General features: G+C 43.5%; 19 protein-coding genes. 9 read left to right on the forward strand and 10 right to left on the reverse strand.

Translation table 11 applies throughout. The features are described from left to right. The first annotated feature begins 38 nt into the window (after nucleotides 1–38). Nucleotides 39–1,256: an MFS transporter gene (locus tag ABIE26_RS08320; protein ID WP_310138041.1), complete on the forward strand. Its 1,218-nt coding sequence runs from the start codon at nucleotides 39–41 to the stop codon at nucleotides 1,254–1,256. Here the strand turns inward: ABIE26_RS08320 and ABIE26_RS08325 are convergent. Both ABIE26_RS08325 and ABIE26_RS08330 read right to left on the reverse strand, forming a co-directional pair. Continuing rightward, nucleotides 1,238–3,118, reverse strand: a complete 1,881-nt coding sequence (locus ABIE26_RS08325; protein ID WP_310138039.1) for a gamma-glutamyltransferase family protein — start codon at nucleotides 3,116–3,118, stop codon at nucleotides 1,238–1,240. The two genes, ABIE26_RS08320 and ABIE26_RS08325, sit on opposite strands and share 19 nt — an antisense overlap. A gap of 36 nt (nucleotides 3,119–3,154) precedes the next feature. Further along, nucleotides 3,155–4,597: an arabinose isomerase gene (locus ABIE26_RS08330; protein ID WP_310138036.1), complete on the reverse strand. Its 1,443-nt coding sequence runs from the start codon at nucleotides 4,595–4,597 to the stop codon at nucleotides 3,155–3,157. Between the two features lie 100 nt (nucleotides 4,598–4,697). Between ABIE26_RS08330 and ABIE26_RS08335 the strand changes: the two genes are divergently transcribed. Further along, nucleotides 4,698–5,579, forward strand: coding sequence for an AraC family transcriptional regulator (locus tag ABIE26_RS08335; protein WP_310138034.1), 882 nt, complete (start codon nucleotides 4,698–4,700; stop codon nucleotides 5,577–5,579). Here the strand turns inward: ABIE26_RS08335 and ABIE26_RS08340 are convergent. Then, complete coding sequence (locus tag ABIE26_RS08340) at nucleotides 5,576–6,130, reverse strand: GNAT family N-acetyltransferase (RefSeq protein WP_310138032.1); 555 nt, start codon at nucleotides 6,128–6,130, stop codon at nucleotides 5,576–5,578. The two genes, ABIE26_RS08335 and ABIE26_RS08340, sit on opposite strands and share 4 nt — an antisense overlap. A gap of 6 nt (nucleotides 6,131–6,136) precedes the next feature. Then, the gene (locus ABIE26_RS08345; protein WP_310138029.1) at nucleotides 6,137–6,433 is read right to left on the reverse strand and encodes a Dabb family protein; all 297 of its coding nucleotides are present in this window, start codon (nucleotides 6,431–6,433) and stop codon (nucleotides 6,137–6,139) included. Between the two features lie 239 nt (nucleotides 6,434–6,672). On the opposite strand from ABIE26_RS08345, the gene ABIE26_RS08350 reads away from it, so the two are divergent. From ABIE26_RS08350 to ABIE26_RS08365, 4 genes are all read left to right on the forward strand, one after another. Then, on the forward strand, nucleotides 6,673–9,351 hold the full coding sequence (locus tag ABIE26_RS08350; protein WP_354375377.1) for a SusC/RagA family TonB-linked outer membrane protein: 2,679 nt from the start codon (nucleotides 6,673–6,675) through the stop codon (nucleotides 9,349–9,351). A 27-nt stretch (nucleotides 9,352–9,378) separates the two neighbouring features. Next, on the forward strand, nucleotides 9,379–9,807 hold the full coding sequence (locus ABIE26_RS08355) for a hypothetical protein (protein WP_354375379.1): 429 nt from the start codon (nucleotides 9,379–9,381) through the stop codon (nucleotides 9,805–9,807). Between the two features lie 11 nt (nucleotides 9,808–9,818). Further along, entirely contained in the window at nucleotides 9,819–11,252 is a 1,434-nt protein-coding gene (locus ABIE26_RS08360; protein ID WP_310138021.1) for a SusD/RagB family nutrient-binding outer membrane lipoprotein, read from the forward strand. A 79-nt stretch (nucleotides 11,253–11,331) separates the two neighbouring features. Then, nucleotides 11,332–13,431 (forward strand): S9 family peptidase, encoded by a 2,100-nt coding sequence (locus ABIE26_RS08365; protein ID WP_310138018.1) that lies wholly within the window; start codon nucleotides 11,332–11,334, stop codon nucleotides 13,429–13,431. Here ABIE26_RS08365 and ABIE26_RS08370 read toward each other — a convergent pair whose 3' ends face one another. Then, complete coding sequence (locus ABIE26_RS08370; RefSeq protein WP_310138016.1) at nucleotides 13,432–14,073, reverse strand: response regulator transcription factor; 642 nt, start codon at nucleotides 14,071–14,073, stop codon at nucleotides 13,432–13,434. Nucleotides 14,074–14,225: 152 nt separating this feature from the next. Between ABIE26_RS08370 and ABIE26_RS08375 the strand changes: the two genes are divergently transcribed. Then, nucleotides 14,226–14,630 carry a hypothetical protein gene (locus tag ABIE26_RS08375; RefSeq protein ID WP_310138013.1) on the forward strand — a complete coding sequence of 135 codons (405 nt, stop codon included), beginning with the start codon at nucleotides 14,226–14,228 and terminating at the stop codon, nucleotides 14,628–14,630. A gap of 59 nt (nucleotides 14,631–14,689) precedes the next feature. On the opposite strand, the gene ABIE26_RS08380 is transcribed toward ABIE26_RS08375, so the two are convergent. Beyond that, nucleotides 14,690–16,648, reverse strand: coding sequence for a sensor histidine kinase (locus ABIE26_RS08380; protein WP_310138011.1), 1,959 nt, complete (start codon nucleotides 16,646–16,648; stop codon nucleotides 14,690–14,692). A 137-nt stretch (nucleotides 16,649–16,785) separates the two neighbouring features. Here ABIE26_RS08380 and ABIE26_RS08385 point away from each other — a divergent pair, with 137 nt between their 5' ends. Both ABIE26_RS08385 and ABIE26_RS08390 read left to right on the forward strand, forming a co-directional pair. After that, nucleotides 16,786–17,346 carry a hypothetical protein gene (locus ABIE26_RS08385; protein WP_310138009.1) on the forward strand — a complete coding sequence of 187 codons (561 nt, stop codon included), beginning with the start codon at nucleotides 16,786–16,788 and terminating at the stop codon, nucleotides 17,344–17,346. Between the two features lie 71 nt (nucleotides 17,347–17,417). Then, nucleotides 17,418–19,007: a TPM domain-containing protein gene (locus ABIE26_RS08390; protein WP_310138008.1), complete on the forward strand. Its 1,590-nt coding sequence runs from the start codon at nucleotides 17,418–17,420 to the stop codon at nucleotides 19,005–19,007. Between the two features lie 2 nt (nucleotides 19,008–19,009). Here ABIE26_RS08390 and ABIE26_RS08395 read toward each other — a convergent pair whose 3' ends face one another. Genes ABIE26_RS08395 through ABIE26_RS08410 form a run of 4 tightly spaced genes read right to left on the reverse strand, consistent with a single transcriptional unit; the run spans nucleotide 19,010 to nucleotide 22,281 of the window. After that, on the reverse strand, nucleotides 19,010–19,411 hold the full coding sequence (locus tag ABIE26_RS08395) for a (deoxy)nucleoside triphosphate pyrophosphohydrolase (RefSeq protein ID WP_310138006.1): 402 nt from the start codon (nucleotides 19,409–19,411) through the stop codon (nucleotides 19,010–19,012). Beyond that, nucleotides 19,412–20,176 carry a LytR/AlgR family response regulator transcription factor gene (locus ABIE26_RS08400; RefSeq protein WP_310138002.1) on the reverse strand — a complete coding sequence of 255 codons (765 nt, stop codon included), beginning with the start codon at nucleotides 20,174–20,176 and terminating at the stop codon, nucleotides 19,412–19,414. Next, nucleotides 20,151–21,248, reverse strand: a complete 1,098-nt coding sequence (locus ABIE26_RS08405) for a sensor histidine kinase (RefSeq protein WP_310137999.1) — start codon at nucleotides 21,246–21,248, stop codon at nucleotides 20,151–20,153. The genes ABIE26_RS08400 and ABIE26_RS08405 overlap by 26 nt, the downstream gene beginning before the upstream one ends. 46 nt (nucleotides 21,249–21,294) lie before the next feature. Continuing rightward, nucleotides 21,295–22,281 carry an NAD-dependent epimerase/dehydratase family protein gene (locus tag ABIE26_RS08410; protein WP_310137998.1) on the reverse strand — a complete coding sequence of 329 codons (987 nt, stop codon included), beginning with the start codon at nucleotides 22,279–22,281 and terminating at the stop codon, nucleotides 21,295–21,297. Nucleotides 22,282–22,283: the final 2 nt, after the last annotated feature.

The following is a 22,283-nucleotide window of genomic DNA, read 5'->3' on the forward strand; positions in this document are numbered from 1 at the left end:
CCTAACTTTGTGCTTTTTAAAGTAACATCGTACCCGTTTTGAGCACTACAAAAGTATTATCACAACAGCACCAGGGCATTTCTACCTTGCTCGCATTTGCCCTCTTACCCCTATCTGGCTTCGCTACAGACATTTATATCCCTTCGCTGCCTACCATGGCTGCTACCCTGCATGTAAGCAGTCTTCAGGTACAACTTACATTAAGTTTATTCCTGATCAGCTATGGCATTTCACAGCTGTTTATCGGTAGCGTGCTGGATAGTTTTGGCCGTTATCGCCTAAGCCTCATCTGCCTTGTTATTTTCGCCGCAGCCAGCATTATCATTGCCAATACCCATAACATTTACCTGATCTACTTCATGAGGATCATTCATGGCTTTACTGTGGGCACCATTATAGTAGCCAAACGGGCCTACTTTGTAGACCTTTTTACCGGCGATCAGTTAAAACACTACCTGAGCCTCTTTTCTATCATATGGTCTACCGGCCCCATTGTTGCCCCTTTTATTGGCGGCTATCTCCAAACCGCATTTGGATGGGAGTCTAACTTCTACTTTCTGGCTTTACTGGCCATTGTACTGGCCATACTCGAATTCATTTACAGCGGTGAGACCCTAAACCATTTTTCGGAATTCTCATTAAAGAAAATTGCCTGTACTTATCTTAAAATGATCAAAACCTTAAGCTTTAGTTTAGGCATTGTGATGCTTGGACTGGCCTATACCATGGTGATGATCTATAACATGACCGGTCCTTTTATTGTAGAGCACCATCTGCATTTTACACCGGTAGTGGCAGGTTACAGTTCGCTGGTATTGGGTTTTGCATGGATGGCAGGCGGTTTTATAGGTAAAGCAACCATCAACCGTCCTTTCTTTAAAAAGATGAGTACCAACCTGATACTACAGGTAGCATTTGTAGCGATGATGCTCATCAGTATCCAGTTTATCTCCAGCCTCTATACGCTGGTTTTATTTGCTTTTCTGATCCACGTTACAGCAGGTTATATTTTTAACAACTACTTTACCTTCTGCCTTGGCCAGTTCCCCAAAAATGCCGGAATAGCCAGTGGCCTGACCGGTGGCATTACCTATGTAATCGTATCTTTTTTAAGCTACAGCATCATTTCAGTTTTGCCGGCAAAGGATGAACACCACCTTGCCGAAAGCTACCTGATCCTGACAATACTTTCTGCCCTGATCATGTTTACGATCTACAGAATGAGTAAAAAGCCAGCTCACCAGGCAATACCGTAATCTTCGCCATGATTACTGGAACCTCCCCATAAAGAACCATGTTTCCAGTCGAAATAAATAGCGTTGACTGGTCCGCTGGTGCGGTCATCAAAACTCAGGGTGTATCCCATCTTGCTGAGTTCCCTTCGCACAGCATCACCCGTTGAGTTGTTGAGCAGCAATTGACCGGCCTTGGGCTTGCGGTCGTCCATTCTTGTGCCACCCAATGAAAGCCAGAGTTGGTTGGTATTGAAATTGGCGGCCTCCGCTGCCTGTTGCACATTCATCCCAAACTCTGCTACATTTAAAAAGAACTGCAGCAGGTTTTGATCCTGGGTATCGCCTCCCTGGACTGCCGATGACAGAAAGGGTTTACCATCCTTTAATGCCAGTGAGGGTGATAAGGTTACCCTTGGTCTTTTCCCGGGCGCAACTACATTGAAAGGATTTATCGTAGAATCCAGCACAAAACTCTGCATACGCTGGCTCATTCCTATTCCGGTATTACCTGCAATACAGGCCGGCAGCCAGCCCCCACTGGGCGTAACAGAAACTACCCAGCCCTCTTTATCGGCCGCCTCTATCGAAGTAGTCCCCCGCCATAGCCTGTCCATATAAGCTTCATCCGGTAGATTCAGCCCCATATCGTGTTTAGGTGCAAAATTCCTTTTCCCGGTGTCCTGTTCAAATCCTCTGCTTTTAAGTAAGGCCCGGTACGGGTTTACCTTGCCTTCATACGGATAAGGATCACCCGGGCCGATATCAGGATTATTTTTCTCGAACTGTATCAATCCGGCCCGCTCCTTTGCATAAGCTTTACTCAGTAAACCCTTAACCGGTTCAGCAGGTGCAGCATAAGGGTCGCCATAATAAAAATCACGGTCTGCAAAAGAAAGGTTCATAGCCTGGTACAAGGTATGGATATACTTTGTACTATTATACCCCATAGCCTTAAGGTCAAAATTTTCCAGAATATTCAGTGCCTGCAACAGCACCGGTCCTTGTGTCCATTGCTGCAATTTATAAACGTCTATGCCTTTGTAATTTACCATGAGTGGTTCTTCTTCCAAAGGCTTCCATTTTTCGAGGTCCTGCATTGTAATCAATCCTCCCTGTTCCTGGCAGCCCCGAACAAATTCCTGTCCGATATCTCCTTTATAAAAACGATCATAGGCAGCCATTAATGCCTGCTTTCTGGTTTTGCCTTGCTGCAATGCCTGCTGCTCGGCGGCTACGATTTTGCTTAAAGTGCCCAGCAAATCTTTCTGCACAAAAATTTCTCCTGCTTCAGGGGCTTCCCTCTTTTCTCCGGAGTGGGTCAAAAAGATCTTTTTGCTGTAAGGCCATTCTTTAATTAAGTTTTTCTGTCGCTCAATGGTATTCGCGGCCTGTGCTTCAATAGGATATCCTGAAGCCATTTCCATGGCCGGCGCCAGTACCTGTTTCAGGCTCATGGTTCCGTAATTCATCAGCATGTATATCAGTCCACCCGGGGTTCCGGGCGTAGTAGCAGCCAGCGGACCAAATTCAGGGGGAAAATCATAGCCTTTATTTTTAAAGAATGCTACTGTAGCCCCAGTTGGCGCTATGCCCATCGCATTGATGGCAATCACTTTCCTGGTCTTTGGATTATAGATCAATACCTGTGTTTCTCCGCCCCAGCTCAAGGTATCCCACATGGTACAGGTGGCTGCAAGCATAGCACAAGAGGCATCAACAGCATTTCCGCCCTGTTGAAAAATCATCGCCCCTGCAGTTGCAGCCAGGGGCTTTCCGGTAATGGCCATCCAGTTGCGTCCATGCAAAACCGGCTTCTGGGTTTGTTGTGCTGAAAGGGATAAGCTACATATCCCTGTAATCCATAAAGTGAACAAATATTTCATAAACCACTATTGTTACTTAAAATTAAGCAAAAATAGCTAGCAAACCTTTATCACATCCATATTTAACAGCTGCCCCAGCTTTTCAATTTTTGAGCTGATATGCCCCACACCTATTGCGCAATGGTGTGCCGGCCCGTAACTGTTCCACTTGTTAACGAAATTCCTGGCCCCTATAGCAAACCTGTACCGGCTATTGGTATTGCCAATCTGCAGGATCGGCCCGGGTACAGATTCGGCTTCTGCAACCAGCAGCATCAGTCGCCCGCCTTTTTGCTCTACTACCGACAGTAAGGTCACAGGACCATTTTTCACCGACATTTCCACGGACAGTCCTTTTCCTACTTTACCATGATAAACGCCCAATGGCCGTACCTTGGTTTTACCCTCAGCAATGGCGATATGGCCCGGACCATCATGTCCCATCAATACCACATCATCCTTAAAATCCATGGCATAATATTCAGTAAATGAACCTCCGGCACCAAAAGCATCCATAATTTTCATCGCCTGAGCATTTTTAATTTCATATTCACCTGCAACAGGGATACCCCGGGCCGTTAAAAGAGAGTTACCCAGGATAATGGAACTGATGGCCTCTTCATTTTCCGGGTTTCCTGTACCCTTGTAGTAATAAGCCATAGACCCCAGCTGATGCAGTGCTGTCAGCTTATCCAGCGCTACAGAGGTGATCGCTGCTTTCGCCAGTTCTTCCTGCGGACAATCCTGCTGTACATCAAAAACAGCTGCAAAAACCTCAAGTTTTGCCTTTACTTCTGCAGCTGTCACCTGCTTTCTCAGCGCTGCCAGTTCTTCTACTTCCAGCAATTCTATATGCCCACCAAAATGGGCGTACTGCAGTGTAAGGTCAGCATAAATATCCAGCATGCCGCTGTAATAGTGGCCCATACAGCCCATGCGGTTATAACTCATAATACTGGCTACTTTCGCCGCTTCAACCCACTCTGCGATTTCGTTCCAGCATTCCGGATCATCCTGCAGCATACCTGTAATCTGATGAAACCTGATACCCACCCGGTTAAATACATTCGCAATTTCCGGCACGGGGCAGGCCGAACAATAAGCCAGCCATTCTCCGGTCATCTTCGTCCTGTCATTCATTGCATTAAAAGCTGCATAGTCAATCGCAGCATCCGGACTAAGGTTAAGGATAACTACAGGTACCTTTGCGCGTTGCACTGCCGGCAGCACCGTAGCCGATAAAGCGTATGTGCTTACGTATAAAAAGATCACATCCACGTCTGCCGTTTTAAATAGCTTACCCGCTTCAAACGCTTTATCGGGATTGTCCACCAATCCTGCATTTACAATGTCGGGATGAATAGCCGAAAGACGCTTTTCCACGATATCGAGGTATCCCTCCAAACGCTCCTTTAGCCCTTTAAACTGTGGCCAATAGGTATCTAGTCCTATACCAAACAAACCAATTCTAAGTGCGGATACTTTTTCTTTATTCATCATAAGATTTATACTTTTAGGTCATCACAAAACTTGACATTAAACTTTACCAGATCAATGTATATTCTGATATACCGCATGTACATATTGATATCAAAACAGGATGAATAACTATTTTAAATACCTTCCGGTAAGTGAGCACGATGCCAGTTGGGGACTGTATGTACTCAATGTAGGTTACAACAGCATCGGCCCGGCTGCTCAGTACCCTTCTGCAGGTCATCCTTCAGATCACCAGTTCAGCTGGGATAAGGGTAGAATTCTGGAAGAATTCCAGCTTATTTATATCACCAGGGGTAAGGGCGTCTTTGAATCAAAAAACTGTAAACAAACCAGGATTAAGGAAGGAACTATTATCCTGCTCTTCCCAAATGAATGGCATAGGTTTAAACCAGATGAAAATACAGGATGGGACGAATTTTGGGTTGGTTTTAATGGAGACATTATCAATAACATTGCCCTGAACAGGTTTTTGTCGCCCAGTCAGAGTTTTTTGCCAATCGGTATACATGAACACCTCATTGGCCTTTTTACAGATATCATTGAAAAAACCAGGGATGAACAGTCGGGCTATCAGCCCCTGGTGGCCGGTATGGTATTGCATCTTTTGGGCGATATTTATACCAGAAAAAAGCAGGAGCAGCTTAAAGAACAGGACATCTCTGAAGCCATTATCAATAAAGCAAAGGCATTATTAAGGGCAAATGTAAAGGAGCGCATCAGCATAGAAAAAATCGCTGTTGAACTCCAGGTAAGTTATTCCTGGCTTCGCAAGGCATTCAAATCATCTACAGGAATAGCACCTCTTCAATATTTATTACAGCTTAAAATAGAGCGCGCCAGGGGCTTGCTAAGTGGAACAAAAAAGCCAATTAAAACAATTGCATATGAACTGGGCTTTGAATCTTCTTTTTATTTTTCCAGGCTTTTTAAGCTTAAAACAAACTACTCACCCGAAGCCTACCGCAAACGGATGAATTGTTAAATGGTATATTGCATGTGAAAATAATCACTGCCCATGAATTTACGCTCGTTTACCGTTTGAAAACCGAGGCCAGAATACAATCTTTCAGCATTGGGATTTTGTTTGCTGACCAGTAAACCAACTTTATCCCGACCGGTACCGGCAGCCTGTTTAATCAAAGCCTGGATCAGCTTTTTACCAATGCCTTTTCCCTGTGTCCGCGGAAAAACACTTACACAGTCGATATAATACTCTCCGGCCTGCGTTTCGTGATCCGGAATTTGTGTAATGCCGTATTCCGAAGCAATGTACTTCAGGAAGTCCGACCTCAATAGTTCCAGATCACGTCCGTCGTACGCACTGATCATTCCGCAAACACCCTGCTCATCTAAATAAACCAATGCATTTTCATAGCTGTACTGGTTACCGGGTAATGCGGCAAACTTTTCAAATAAAGGAAGGGATTCCTCAGGTGCTGAACCGCCAACAAATTTAGCTGCCAGACTATCCATTGCCAGGATAATTAACCTGGCAAGCACAGCTGCATCTTCCGGTTGTGCCTGCCTTATCATATCGGTTTATTCTGCATCATAAATAATCACTTTTTCGAACAGTACCCTGAACTCATCCAGAAACGCTTTGTGTATTTCATGTACCTGATAGGCGTCGTGCGCAGCAAGATCTTCAAAAAACAATACCAGAGAAAAGGTATAAGTGGTATCTACCACCGCGCGCTCAATAGGTGCCGGAGTACCAATATGAAAGGTTTTAATAACTTCTATTTGCTCTAATAACTGTAAGCCTTTACGGAAGGCGGTTTTCTGATCTGCTGATGTATCGGCTTTTAGCCAGAATAAAACGTGATGTGCTATCATTTCTTTTTTTTTCGAATATAAGAAATAGAATAAGTCAAATCCGACTGCCTCAAGTTAAGTCAATGTGAATCAACCATTAAAAAATAATTGATTAATTAAGTAGTATTTCAAAAAAAATCAAAAAAATTATATAAATTTATTACAGCCTGTCATTCAGTGCAACAACGTTCTTTCAAGAGGAAAAGATATAATCGCTCCCTATATCACTATAAAAGTTCAAACCTAAACAACCAAACACTATGAGAAAAACTTTTACCGTATTCTTCTTACCATTCCTGCTGCTGATCTGCATGTCAGTTACAGCCCAGGTGAAAACCATTAGCGGTCGGGTCACCGCTTCTGACGATGGCAACCCGCTACCGGGTGTAAGCATTAAAGTTAAAGGAACATCTGCGGGTGCTACAACCAGTTCAACAGGTAATTTCACAATTCAGGTGCAAGGCAACAACCAGGTATTAATTATCAGTTCTATCGGGTACCTTACCAGGGAAGTGCCACTTGGAAACCGCTCATCGGTAAATGTTGTGCTTGATGTAGATAGCAAACAATTGGAAGAAGTCGTCGTTTCAACTGCATTAGGCATTACCCGGCAAAAAAAATCACTCGGTTATGCTGCACAGGGGGTGAAATCTGAAGATCTGAATTTTAACCATCAGCCAAATTTAATCAATGCTTTACAAGGGAAAATTGCAGGGGCTACAGTCTCCAGTATGGGCGGTGGCCCAGGGCAGGGAGCCAATATACGCATCAGAGGCGTTAACTCTATTGACCCCACTATTTCTGGCGATCCGCTATATGTGATAGATGGCATCCAGATAGACAATTCAACCTCGACACTTGGGGCCAATCAGGCAACTGTAACTGACTATGGGGCCCGTGGCGTAGGTAACAGGGCTTCGGACATCAATCCCGATGACATTGAGACGATCAATGTATTGAAAGGAGGTGCTGCTACAGCCCTTTACGGACTTAGAGGAGCAAATGGGGTTGTTGTGATCACCACAAAAAAAGGAAGGCAAAACGGTTTCAATATCAATTTTAATAGTAGCTATGGTATTGACAATGTATTAAAAAGTCCGGATGTGCAAACAACATACACACAAGGTGTATTGGGTGTTTACACCAACCCTCCGGGAGGTATCGGACCTGCATGGGGGCCTACCATTGAGGAAGCAAAAGCGATCGACCCAACCCACCCCGATAAATTATTTAATAACTATGACCGAGCATTCCAAACAGGACAACAGGTTAGAAACTCGATTTCAATGACAGGTGGAAGTGACGTCATCAAATTCTTTTCTTCTGTGTCACAATATTACCAAAAAGGTATGATGCCCAATACCAATTACAGAAACAATTCCGGGCGTTTAAATGCAGATGCAACCATCAGTCCTAAAATTAAAGTAGGCGTAAACATGAGTTTCAATAATTCAGGCGGTTACACTTATAGTGCCGACAGATTTGGTGAAGGTCTTGCCTATTGGTCGCCAAGGTACGATGTTGCAGATTACATTAATCCAGATGGTACCCAAAAATATATCGGAACCAACAACCCAATATGGGGTACAGCAACCAATAAACTAAAAGGTGATGTCAACCGGTTTGTTGGCGGCGCAAGTTTAAGTTATGACCCTGCTAAATGGTTAAATTTCTCCTATCGTTTCGGACTCGATACCTATAATGATCACCGCTTCAGAACTGCACCCGGCCCAATGGGAATAACCGGTGAAAGGGTGTATGATAATGATCAGGGTTTTGTTGGCGAATTCAATACGAAATTTAGAGCCTACAACAGTACTTTCATTGCAACCCTAACTTCAAAACTAGCAAAGGATCTAAATGGAACCCTAAGGATAGGTCATGAAATGTACAATAAACGTTCAAGGGGTATAGGTGTGCTGGGAAGTCAGCTTACGATTTATAACTTTTTTAGCCTTGGAAATGCAAAAGTCCTGACACCTACTCAGAACATTGTCGAAAAAAGATTAAATGGTCTGTTTGGTGAAGCAACATTTGATTATAAAAATTATTTGTTCTTAACCCTCACCGGTCGAAACGACATCACCTCTACACTTACAAAAGAAAACAGATCATTCTTCTACCCATCTGCAAGTTTGAGTTATGTATTTTCGGATCAGTTTAAATTACCACAATACATCAGCCAGGGTAAACTAAGATTATCTTATGCAAAGATTGGTAAAGATGCAGCTGAATACTCGCCTTCATCTGGCTTTACTCCATATTTGGCATTGCCAGCGGGAACTACCGGATTAACAATAGGTTCAAATCTTGGTAATCCAGGCTTACTCCCTGAATTTACGAACACTTATGAAGCTGGATTGGAAATGTCTTTCCTGAATAATCGCCTGGGATTCGACTTTACTTATTACTATTCCTTAAGCAAAAACCAGATCATACGTGCCCAGGTCAGTTCTGCAACAGGTTATGTAACGACCTCCATTAATGCCGGAAATATTCGTAACAAAGGTGTGGAACTGGTGTTAAACGGAAAGCCGATCGTTACCGACAACTTTAAATGGGATATGAATCTTAATTTTTCTGCAAACCGAAACAAAATCCTTTCATTACCTTCTGAAATTGTTTACGGATCAGCAAGGGGTTATGGAAACGCAGGAGTAACAATGAAACTGGTGGAAGGGGAATCGTTTGGCAATATATACGGGAGTTACTGGAACCGATATTATGGGGGGCAGCCTGAAGACCAAAATTTCCTGGATAAATCTCTACCCTTGCTAATCGGTACCAATGGCTTTCCGAGCATATCCGGAGGAAAACAAAAAATACTGGGAAATTCGCAGCCCGACTGGATCTTAGGATTAGGCAATACTTTCAGTTACAAAAATTTTAGCCTGAATATGCTATTTGATGCCCGACTTGGTTTTGAAAAATACAACTGACTGGAAGACTTCTATTCAGCTTTCGGGTTGCCAACCTATACAACCGACAGAAGATCGTACAGGGTATTTGACGGAGTTCTGGCGGATGGTACCCGTAATACCAAATCGGTATGGATGGGCCAAAAATTTGCGCCAAATGACCCGGTTGATTATGGAGAAGGATATTACCGCTTATATTACAGGAACGTTTCCGAGCCATTTGTAACCGATGCCTCATGGGTACGCTTAAGATCAGCAAGCCTTACTTATGCCTTACCAGCAGAATGGTTGCCAAAAAGATCAATTAAAAATGCATCTGTTTCTGTAACAGGTAATAATTTATGGTTGTGGACCAAATTCTATGGTGTGGATCCGGAGTCCAGTTCTTATGATGCCAACAGCAATAACGATGGCTCCGCAGGTTTTACCTACCCTACCGCCCGTACTTTTATGTTCACGCTTAATATTGGTTTTTAAAAAGAAAGAAGATGCAAAAGACAATAAAACACATATTGATAGCTGCATTTGCACTATCTTTAGGACTGCAAGCATGTAAAGACAGTTATTTTTCAGAACTGGAGCAAAATCCAAATCAGGTAAATACGCCAACCCTGGCTTCTTTAATGGCCTCTACAACACACAGAATTGGTGTTAACAATTACAATACCGGCAGTATAGCCGCACCTTATGTGCAGTACACGGCAAATCCTTCAGCCTCTGCCCTTTCAGACACCTATCAGTCTATAGATTTCAGTACAACATGGGATGCACTATATTTCGGTATGGCTGATGCCAATGAAATGAAAAAACTGGCTATTGCAACAGGTTCAAGTGAATACAAAGGTGTCGCAAACGCAATCCTGGCCTACAACCTGACATTAGCAAATGACTTGTGGGGCGACATCCCTTTTTCCGAAGCATTTGACGCCAAAAATTTCAGGCCTAAATACGACAAACAACAGGATGTCTATAATTACTGTGTAAATCTAATTAATGAGGCAATTACAGATTTATCTAAAACAGATGCAACAGTAAAACTTGCAGCCACAAGCGATATGATTTACGGAGCGGCTGGAGCAAATGAACGTGCCAACTGGTTAAAATTTGCCTATTTTATCAAAGCACGGCTGCTGAATAAAATAAGTAAAACATCAGGATATGACCGCGCAGCAGTATTAACTGCCGTCAGCAATTCATTTACTTCAAATGCCGATGATGCCGGCATGGCCACGTTTCTTACCCGAAACTATTGGGCCGGTGTAGCTTTAAGCAACGCAAACCAATCATTGGGCGGATGGCTCTCTGAACAGCTTATTGATCAGTTAAATGGTACTACTTATGGTATATTTGACCCAAGAATTGCTAAAATTACAGACAAAACTGTAAATAACGTTTATATCGGTACGGCAAACGGAGCCGGCAACCGTCCTCCTGGCGCAAACACGACCAAAGACGAATGCTACATTTCCAGAAATTCCCCCTGGACAAGTGATACCTCCCCTATATTGCTCGCGACCTATGCCGAACTGAAATTTATTGAGGCAGAAGCAGCTTTCACGACAGACAAAACCAGGGCATATAACGCATATCTGGCAGGTATCAATGCCAACATGGATAAACTTCAGATTCCTGTAGCCGACGTTCAACGTGTTGCCTACTTGGCAGCTGCCTCTGTAGGTTCAGCCAATTTAACTATAGATCTTATCTTTAAAGAGAAATATGTAGCTACCTATCTGAACCCTGAAGCATGGAACGATGCCAGACGTTACGATTATAAATACAAAGACTTTGCCCTGCCGGTTAACGTAACGCTACCAACATTTATCCGCCGTCTTGATTATCCTCAGGATGAAAGAAGCAAAAACGGTGCTAACGTTCCTGCCGAAGTGCCAAGAACAACTAAATTATGGTGGGATCAATAACTTAAACCTATCTTTGAAAATCAAAGCTCTAACCTTAACAGTTAGAGCTTTTTCTTGTTTTTATCACAACTTCTGATGTATGAAAAGATCATTCCTGTTTCTTCTGATATTCATTTTTATAACGGCCTTCACGCTCAGGGCACAAACATTTTCACTGGAATCTGTTTTAAGTTATCCCTTCCCTTCCGAACTGACCGCCGCTAACACAGGTTCAAAAATAGCCTGGGCAATGAACGAACAAGGCAGAAGAAATTTATATGTTGCTGAAGGACCGGATTTCAATCCAAGAAAACTCACCAGCTACGATAAAGATGACGGCCAGGAAATCACCAGCCTGTCTATCTCAAACAACGGCAAATGGGTTGTCTTCGTCCGTGGCGGTGACCACAGCTCCCGCGAAGGCAGTGTGTCTGTCAACCCTTCTTCCGATCCTGCCGGCGCAAAAGTAGAACTCATAAGCATTCCTTTTGAAGGTGGCAAACCCATTATACTTGCAGAGGCTGACCATCCGGCAATATCTCCAGCCAACCATCAGGTTGCCTTTCTTAAAAATAGTCAGGTGTGGATATCACCACTCGACGGATCTTTGCCTGCAAAGCAAATGTTTCATGCGCGTGGGCAAAACGGGGCCATCAGCTGGTCGCCGGATGGCTCAAAACTCGCCTTTGTATCCTCACGGGGAGACCACTCCTTCATTGGTGTATATACAGATGAGACCCGCCCGATCAACTGGATCACCCCGGCCTTTTCGCGCGACTTTTCACCAAGATGGTCCCCCGACGGAAAAAACCTTGCCTTCATCAGAATGCAGGGCCAGGGTGGCGCTACAGATTCACTATTCGCAAGAAAACATCAGCCCTGGGCCATCTGGAATGTTGACCTGAGTACTGGTAACGGCATACAGGTTTGGAAAGCACCCGAAACAGTACAGGGTTCGTTGCCTGGTAACGACAAAAACATCAACTTAAACTGGGCCGCAAACAATAGACTGGTATTTATATCCTATCAGGACGGATGGCAACACCTCTATGCTGTTTCAGCTTCTGGCGGACAGCCCGCACAGCTGCTTACTCCAGGTAATTTCATGGTAGAACAGGTAAATATAAGCAGCGACGGCAAATGGCTGGTTTTTGCCGCCAATACCGGCAAAGATCCCCAGGATATAGACCGCCGGCACATTGTAAAGGTCCCTACCGATAAGCCGGCAATGGAAATTCTCAGTTCTGGAACAGGTCTCGAAACCTATCCCGTATTTACCGGAGATAATTCTACCATCGCCTTGTTAAGTTCAACAGCGCAGCGTCCGCTGCTACCAGCTGTGATGTCTGTAAGCAACAGAAAGATCAAGTTATTGGCGGAGGAAATGATCCCGGCCAGTTTTCCCGGTGAAAAACTCGTAGTACCCAAACAGGTAACATTTAAGGCCCCCGACGGAAAAACCATTCATGCCCAATTATTCGAACCCAAAAGCGCCTCAAAAAATAAACCTGCAATTGTTTACGTTCATGGCGGTCCGCAGCGTCAAATGGTCCTGGGATGGCATTTTATGGATTATTATTCCATAGATTATGCACTAAATCAGTATCTCACGAGCCTGGGTTTTACAGTACTCTCCGTAAATTACCGCCTGGGTATCGGTTATGGATTTGATTTTCATAAACCTAAAAACGGAGGTCCACTGGGTGCTTCAGAATACCAGGACATTAAAGCCGCAGCTGAATGGCTCGCAGCCCATCCCGGAATTGATGCTACACGTATTGGCATATACGGGGGATCCTATGGAGGTTACCTTACCGCGCTTGCACTCGGGCGTGACTCCAAACTATTTGCTGCAGGAGTAGATATTCATGGTGTAAACAACCGCTTCAGCAACTATGCCAGCGAAGGAAAAGAACCTGCCCCCGACGCTTTATTGGCAGCCAAAGCAGCAATTGCATCTTCACCTGTAACTTACCTTGATACCTGGACCTCCCCGACACTCATTATCCATGCAGATGATGACAGAAATGTCAGCTTCAGTCAGAGTGTAGATCTGGCCAGACGGTTTGAAGATAAAAAATTCGAATTTGAGTTACTCGCTATCCCCGACGATACACATCACTGGATGAAACACTCAAATGCAGTTAAAGTCAGTAAGGCTACCGCCGACTTTCTAAAAAGGAAGTTGTTGGACAAATAATTATTGAGATTGTAGCAGTCCCTGCTGCCCAGCTACTTTAATCAACAGCGCCACATTTTTCACTTCAAACTTTTGCAGTAAATTTCTGCGATGGGTTTCTATCGTTAACGGACTTACAAAAAGTTCTTTGGCCATAACAGCCGTGGTCTTTCCCTCAGCAATCAGCTGCAGGATTTCCTTTTCTCGCCTGGTAAGCTGAGGAATACCTTTCAGATCATTTGCAGACGGACGGGCTATGATTTCTTTTACGGCTTTACTAAAGGCAACCTCACCTTTGAGCGACTCATAAATGCATTCCAGCAATTCTTCAACTGCCGCATTTTTAAGCAGGTAGCCACTGGCCCCGTTTTGCAGCATCTGCATTACCATACTACGCTCGCTATGATTACTTAAGGCCAGCACACTCGTTTCGGGCGAAACCAGCTTAATCTCCTTACAGAGGTCGAGTCCATTACAATCCGGCAGCATCACATCCAACAATACCACATCAACCTTATGGCCTTTTAAAAAGACCATAAATTCGGCCCCGGTAGTAAAACAGCCGGCTACTTCAATATCTTTATTGTTGATCAGCAGCATTTGCAGGCCCTGGATCACAATCGGATGATCGTCTACAATAGCAAGGGTTTTAGGTAGATACATAGGCGGAAAATAAGCATCATTTTATGATCATCCCAAATTATGACAAAAATACTGGAAAACCAGTAGAACAAAACCCATGTTTAAGGTGATTGCCAGTCAGCACCGCATCAAATAATTTTGCCGGTAATATGAATTTTAAAAGAAAGAGATCTATGAAAACTTTAACATTAAAAAGCTACACATTGAAATTGGCAGCCTTATTTTTAGGAGTGGTTTTATTTGCATCATGTAGTAAAGACAAAAAAGATGGCCCAGGCGGTTATCCGAAAAACGTTAATATTGAATATCGTGTCACTTCAGTGGCCAATGTAACATTTGGAGATGTAGACTACACAAATGAGACCGGCTCATCGGCTACAATTGACGACGCAGCGTTGCCTTTCTCGAAAAAAATAACAAAAAAAGTAGAGGCAGGTGATGTAATCCGTCTTTCCTTTTACACCTCAACTCCCGGAAGTGTAAAACTTGAGCTTTTGGTAGATGGAAAAGTTGTAGATAGCAAAACACCATCCTCAACCTCCTCAATTTATGAAGTTGTGTCTTACGGCTTTCAATAAATCCCGGTAAACATTCCCGCTCCCAAAGTAAAGCATCGCTTAAAATAAGTGGTGCTTTTTTATGCAGCTACATTCAGTTCAATGTGTATTGTAGTTCCGCTGCCAATGACCGATTCTACCTGCAACCTGCCTTTCATAAAGTCAACGCGTTTCTTCACATTGGCCAGGCCCAGGCCCTTCACATCAGCCCTGACATTTAAATCTACTTCAAAACCTTTTCCATTGTCCTCTACTGTAATGAAAAAGGTTTCCTGGTTCTGGCTGCACTGGATAATAATATGGCTGGCTCCCGAATGCCGGATGGCATTATTCAGCAGTTCCTGAACAATCCGATATACATTCAGCTGGGTTTTTAGCGGAAGACTGGATTGAATCTGAAAGGACTGAAAATCTATATATTTTGGCTCCGTCATCACAGACTCGCAAAGGTCTTTTAAAGCGGTTTCCAGACCAAAACGCAATAAGCTCTCGGGCATCAGGTTGCGCGATATATGCCTAAGTTCTTTCACCGAGTTGTCAAGTTCTGATACTATCCTGTTAAACTCAAAATTACCACCCTTATCCACCTGGCTTGCTCCCCAGGCTGATAATTTAATCTTTACACCAGCCAGCATTCCCCCAAGGCCATCATGCAATTCTCTCGCCACCCTTTCCCGCTCCCTTTCTTCCCCTTCCAGCATGGCATTGGTGGTCATCAGCCTGGATCTGTTCCTGTAATAATAAAACCCAAAAGCCGCCAGTACCAGTAACAGCGTTATGGCGATCACAAGTGACAAAATGACCAGCCTGGTGTTTTTTGAATACAATACTGCCCGTTCATTCTCTGCCTCCAACTGCACAATTTTTTGTTGGTTTTCAGCATTTCTGTACTTGATCTCCATCTCGCTAAGCCGCTCTTCAAGTCTGCTGGCATGTATGCTATCGTTCAGTTTACTATAGGCCTTTGACCAATGGTAAGCCTCATCCATCATCCCTATACCGGAATTCGCTTTTACCAACTGGTCATATATGATTTTTCTACTCTCGGCATCAGCATAAAAAAGTTTGGATTGCAGCATGTCTTCCAAAAAAAACTTTGCCAGTTCATAATACCGGGCTTCAATCAGCATATCGTACTTTCTGGAAAGTAACATACGTTTTACTGCATTCCCTTTTGTATGGCCACTGGCTTCCCACTTTCTTAGCAGACTATCCAGTTTCTTACCCGAATGGTCGTTGTCAGAATACAAGGATTCATTGTAATAATAGTGTCTCCCCCCGCTCCAGGAAGGATATGGCCACAATATCAGCTCAAGTTCATCCAGCATCTCTTTGGCTTGTTCAAACTCATCTACAGCAATATGGTTGCTTACCGCCCATAAATATGCCATCAAAAAAACACGAAAATTAGCTGGATTGCCCCTCAACAGCTTAGCGGCGCGTTTAAAATATGCGGCTCCTGTTCTATGCTGTTTTTCAAACATGAAATAGGTCGCGATTCTATAATTGTATTGTGCAATCATGGTAGAGTCATCGCTCTTTTCGGCCAGGGGCAGCACTTTATGTATCAACAGTTCAACATACGCCCGGTTGTCCAGGTTTTCAGAGGTCAACATGCTTCCCGATAAGGCCCCCGCCTGAAAGAGGTATGCCTCCCTGGTCTTAAAAGGCAAGAGGGCTATTCTTGCTTTTTCATAAGCATGCGATGCCCGTTTATCATCTGCAATCATATAACTTTGTGCCTGGTAATAAAGATAAAGCGTCTGCATAAAAACACTTTTCCCGGAAAGAATCCGCCCTTTTTCCAGGTAGTATCTGCTTTTGACTTTATCCGTTCCTGCCAATCTGGAAGAAAGCAGATAACTGGCCCTGGCCCTGATGCTATCCGGTCTATCCGAGTTAACAACACGCTTAAGGCTATCCATTTCAATTTTGTTCCTCCTTGCTTTCCAATCCTGCCCGCTGGAGCTAAAGGCAAGCACAACTAAAAAAAACGATAAGAAGGGTGCTCTGATCATATCCCTTAAAAATGCAGACATTTTTTAAGCCCACGAAATATTAAAATAAAATACCCGTAAACAGGTAGCAAAAAAACACCTGTTTCAAGCTATTGTAACTCCCTGTGCTGCTGGCGTACTTTGTATAAGTACATATAAAACAAACAAATAACATAGCTATGAAAGCATCGGCATTTACATTAATTGTTGCCCTGGCAATATTAATGAGTAGCAAAAGCTACGCTCAAAAATTAGAAAATGAAGTGTTTACATCCTCAACAGGAATTGAGTTTAAGGTGGGCGATAACATTACCATCGGAATGCCTGCTAACGGCACCGAGTTCAGCAATATTGCAGAACACCTTAAGGGATTTAAAAAACTGGGTAAACTGGCCGGAGATCTCAGTGATGTAGGCGCCCAGGTAGTATCCACTGGCTACGATGCCGGAAGTCTGGGAGCAGTCAAAACAGGTGCAAGATTAAGTCAAACCGGCAGCCAGGCGGCAAAGCTAACCGCCTTAACGGATAAACTTTCGCCACAAGCCAAACCTATTGCCGGAAAAAAATTACGCATACTTAAATTTAAGGTAGAGGGAAATGAAAAAAGAGGTCAGCATTTCTTTGCAATTGTTGCGGCGGAAGGAAATAAGGACTTTAGAATTGAACTGGAACCTGCCATAGAGTCAAAAGAAATTGTTGCTGTTGGCACGAACAATTTTGCTGCCCCCACGAAAAAGTAAGGCGGCAATAGGGCAGCGAAAACTTGTGTATCAATAGGTAAACCTTATATTTACGCACCTATTGATTACCTATGAAATATGCATTAATCCTCTTATTCCTTTCAGCTTTTACAATTTCGGGCTGCCAGCAGTCAAAAAAGGATGTCCTTTCAAAAATCCCTGACCCCAAAAGTCTTAACGAAACCTATGTCAGCAATCCCGATGGAATTCTTTCTGCAGAAACGGTTGCCGCTCTTAACAGCAAACTAAGTCCTTTAGACCAGGCCGGAACTGCACATATTGATGTGGTTTTTGTAAAGAGCATCGGCGACCATGTTCCGAAAGATGTTGCCCACGAACTTTTCAGAGCCTGGAAAATCGGCAGCAGCGAAACCAATAACGGCCTGCTTGTTTTTGTCGTAGAAGACCAGAGAAGAATTGAGTTTGAAACCGGCTACGGACTGGAAGGCATATTACCCGATATGATCTGTAAAAGGATTCAGGAAGATTACATGATCCCGCATGCCCGCAACAACAATTTCGACCTGGCCATTACTGAAGGGGTCGATGCCTTGATCAGGAGGCTTAACGGCGAATCATCAGCGCCTTATGCGGGTCCTGCCGCTGATGACCCGGGACCTGCAGTTGACATTGCCCCACCGCCACCAATTGATATGGCAGTACCTGTACAGGAACCTGTTGCCGATAGTGCCGCAGCAGCCAGTTCCCAAACAGAAGCTGTACAGCCCCTGGTGCAACAGCAACCGATACAACAGCGTTCTGGCCCTGTTGCAGATTGGCTTACCATTTGCATATTTATTGCATATGCGGTCTTTGCCTGGCCAATTGCCTCGGTTCTGTACCGTTATCAGTTTAAAAGACAATGGCTGAACCCATTTGCATACTTTATGACATTCGGTCCTCCTGCCTTTGTCATTTACCTGAATTTGTACCATCCGGGCGACTGGTATAATGTAAGGGCCATACTGATCCTTCTTGCTTTTATCTGGCTATACGTAAACCTCCATTTCCTGATCCTGAGCAGCTTGTTAAAAGCTTCCCTGAATGGAAAAAGCCGGCACCAGCAATACCTCAGCTGGCGCAAAAGCCATGAACCGGCAGAACATGCCGTTTTAAAATTCTTTTCTTTCCCCTTCCTCAAATCGTATTGGAAAAACTATGCAGATGCGCAATACCAGCGAAGATATGCCGGCTACAATTGCGAGGCTTGCAGCAATCCGATGGAATGCCTGGATGATGAAAAAGAAGACCGGTTCCTTTCCAAAGGTCAGCTGGCAGAAGAAAAGGTTGATGCAATAGATTACGATGTATGGGAGTGCAGATCCTGTAAAAACACCATGATCCTTGACTATAGCAACTTAAAATCAAAAGTAAAAGAATGCCCCGAATGTAAATTTAAAACACTTAAATACCACGACAGGAAGATTGTAAAAAGGGCTACCAGGTATGCCCCTGGTTATGGTAATGAATATTACCTTTGCGCCAACTGCAAATTTGTGGAAACTACCCGCTTCGAAATTGCACAGATTCCAACGCCTTCAAGCAGCAGTTCCTCCTCTTCTTCCAGTTCATCTTCTTTTTCAAGCAGTTCCTCTTCCAGCAGCTCTTCAACAAGCAGTGGGGGCTCCTCGGGTGGTGGCGGTGCCGGTAGCAGCTGGTAGGTTCAGTGACCTTTCCGGCCTATATGGGCCAGGTAATTGTAAACCACAGGAATATCAGCAGCTGCCCAGTCAAGTTCCATCAAATTGTGGGGGGCCTGCCAGAAATAAGCTGCATGCTCTTTTAAAAAGATTTCACCACTTAAAATCCGACAAATATAGGGGATCAACCGGATGGAAAAGTCAGGATAATGGTGTTCATTCGCTTCTATTTCAGATGTAATTGCTATATCAATACCCAATTCCTCCTTTATCTCCCTTATTAGCCCAGCTTCAGGGCTTTCCCCCTCTTCCACCTTTCCACCTGGAAATTCCATTTTCAAAGGCAGTTTCATGGCTGCGCTTCGCTGCGCCACCAATACTCGACCTTCTTCATCAACTATAATTGCACAGGTTACCGCTATCATCTAAACTGTCCCTCTTCCTTCCAGCCATGCCTTAAAACTGCTTACCCTTTCTCTGCTGATGATCGCTTCTGTATCTATTGCCGGAAACAATTGTATAATAAACCTGCTGTTGTAATAGGTAGTAATTTTTCTGATGGCATCAATATGTACAATGAGTTTACGGTTGATCCTGAAAAACAAACTCCTGTCCAGCATCTTTTCAATCTGGTCCAGTGAATAATCCAGCGGGATCTTCTGGTCTGTCATGGTAATGGCCCAGGTAAGTCCATCCAGAAAATAAACATAAGCAATGTCCCTGGCCTTAACATACACCAACTGGTTGTTTATCTTACCAATAAAACGCGTATGCTCTCTTTTAAAAAATTCTTCTGCGATCTTTGAAATATTCAGAGCGGGATTAGCCGGAACCTTAAAGTACTCGTACTTCTCTATAGCGCGCTGCAAATCTTTGATATCGATAGGTTTCATCAGGTAATCTACACTATACACCTTAAAGGCCTGCAATGCAAAACTATCGTAGGCAGTCGTAAATACAATCGGAGTTTGAATTTCCATTTTCTCAAATAACTCAAAGCAATTGCCATCCGACAACTGGATATCCATGAAAATGAGCTCTGCAGCGTTTTCGTTATTGCTGAACCACCGTACGCCCTCTTCTACAGATTCGATAATGGCTAAAACTTCAACCGCCTCCAGGCATTTCTGCAGCAGCTGTACCAGGCGCTCCGCATTGTGCTTCTCATCCTCGAATATGATAATCTTCATAGGTATTAATTATAGGGACTTTAACAATAAATTCATTACCGGTCTCTGTGATCTCGATCCTTTTGTCGCTGGTCAATTCATATCTTTTACTGATGTTGTCCAGCCCTACACCAATCGAATTATGAAGGCCCGATCGCTTTCTGAGATCATTGGAAACGATCAGTGAGTCCCCTTCATCCCTGATGTTGATGTGCAGGGGGTCATTGGCCGAAAAACGATTGTGTTTTACCGCATTCTCCACCAGCATCTGCAGGGTTGCAGGCGGCACCATTCCGGTATTCATGGTTTTCTCTTCAATATCAATATTAAAAACTATACTGCTTTGATGCCTGATCCGGATCAGGAAAGAATAAGATTCCAGAAATTCCAGTTCCGTCCGTATAGAAACCAGGTTTTCAAATTTCTTATCCAGAATGTAGCGGTAACTTTTTGCAAGCTGGGTAATGTACTCTGCCGACAGGTCTGCACTCTTGTATACCAGATTGGTCAATACGCTCAATGAATTAAAGAAGAAATGCGGATCTATCTGGCTTTTCAAAACGTCGTACTTTGCCTGTATATTCTCCCGCATCAGCCGCTCTGCGTTTAGCTGACTTTCTTTCCAGTTCTTATAATAAAAAACAATCCCGCTATAGGCCAGAATCAGCAGATAAAACATAAATGCACCAAAATACAGGTCGTAACTCAAAGAAGAAAAGCTGATCCAGGCCTCATACTTCTGATACAATAAAATATCGAATACCGAATAAGAGAAGCCAAACAAAAAACTGGAAAGCAAACCGTAAACTATAAGGCTAAAACACAGGAACAACAGTTTATAAGACAGGTTTTTATTGAAAACATACCGTTCCACATATTTGGATAGCCTTACCGCGCCTTCCCATACCACCAATCCAACCAGCACAAACATCAGGCTGAAAGCCTGCGCCCTGAAAAAATAGGGGCTGGAATTTTTCGGAAAAGTAAGGTCAAAAGATTTAAAAATAATACTGAATATCAACAGCACAAATATCCTGATGCTATATTTAAACAGTTTACTCTGAAAAACCGCCTCCACTTGTGCTGTATTCATTCTAAGTAGCATTATTATAAGCGAACCAATCAACATCCTCCGGCAATTAACAGTAATTATTTTCCTTAAACCAGGTCAGTGCATTGCTGATGGCCTTCTCTACAGGCGTGTATTTTACCATTAGCTCCCGTTCAGATTTTTTACCTGAATAGTAATTGTATATGCACAGCATATAGGCTGCGGAATAATTCAGCTTTACCGAAGTTTTGCTCAATAAGCCAAGCAATGTACCCATTATTCCGATCATTTTTAAAACAAACTGCGGGATACGAAACATAACCGGTTTTTGTCCCGATACCTTGTTCAACAGTTTAAAAAATGCTGCATAACTTAAATTCTCGCCGGCCAGCAAATAACAATCACCATTTTTCCCCATTTCAATTGCATTGGCTATGCCGGTACATACATCATTGATATGAACAAAATTCTTTCCCCCGGGCGGATAAAACACTACCCGTTTATTGATGCCATGCATAATGATCTTTCCGGAACTGGGCTTCGCATCTCCCTGCCCAATCATAAAAGTAGGATTGATAATTACTGCCTGAAGTCCCTTGTTCACCACCTGCTCCAGAACATATTGCTGCGCTATATATTTACTGCTGATGTATCCTGATCCCAAATGCGAAAGCCGGAAAGAATTGAGTTCCGTTGCGGGTTTAATTTTATTGCCATGACCAATTGTATTTGCGGTGCTGATATGGATCAACCTTTTTACGTTATATTTCAGACAGGCGTTTACAATATGGATTGTTCCTTTGACATTAATTTCTTCATAAGCTTTAAAGCTTATGCCCCATTGTCCGGTTACAGAAGCGGTATGCACAACATAGTCACAACCTTTAACTGCATTAAATACATCCTCTTCCCTGCTGATATCACCGTAATACAGTTCACATGGAATATCAGCCACCGCCATCGTATCGGCAGATGCCCTCATCATCAGTTTTACTTCATACCCCCTCCGGTACAGTTCCCTGGCAGCATTAGCACCCAGAAAACCATTTCCTCCCGTTACGAGAACTTTACTCATTT

The organism is Pedobacter africanus (assembly GCF_040548825.1).
In the GTDB taxonomy this organism is placed as follows: domain Bacteria; phylum Bacteroidota; class Bacteroidia; order Sphingobacteriales; family Sphingobacteriaceae; genus Pedobacter; species Pedobacter africanus_A.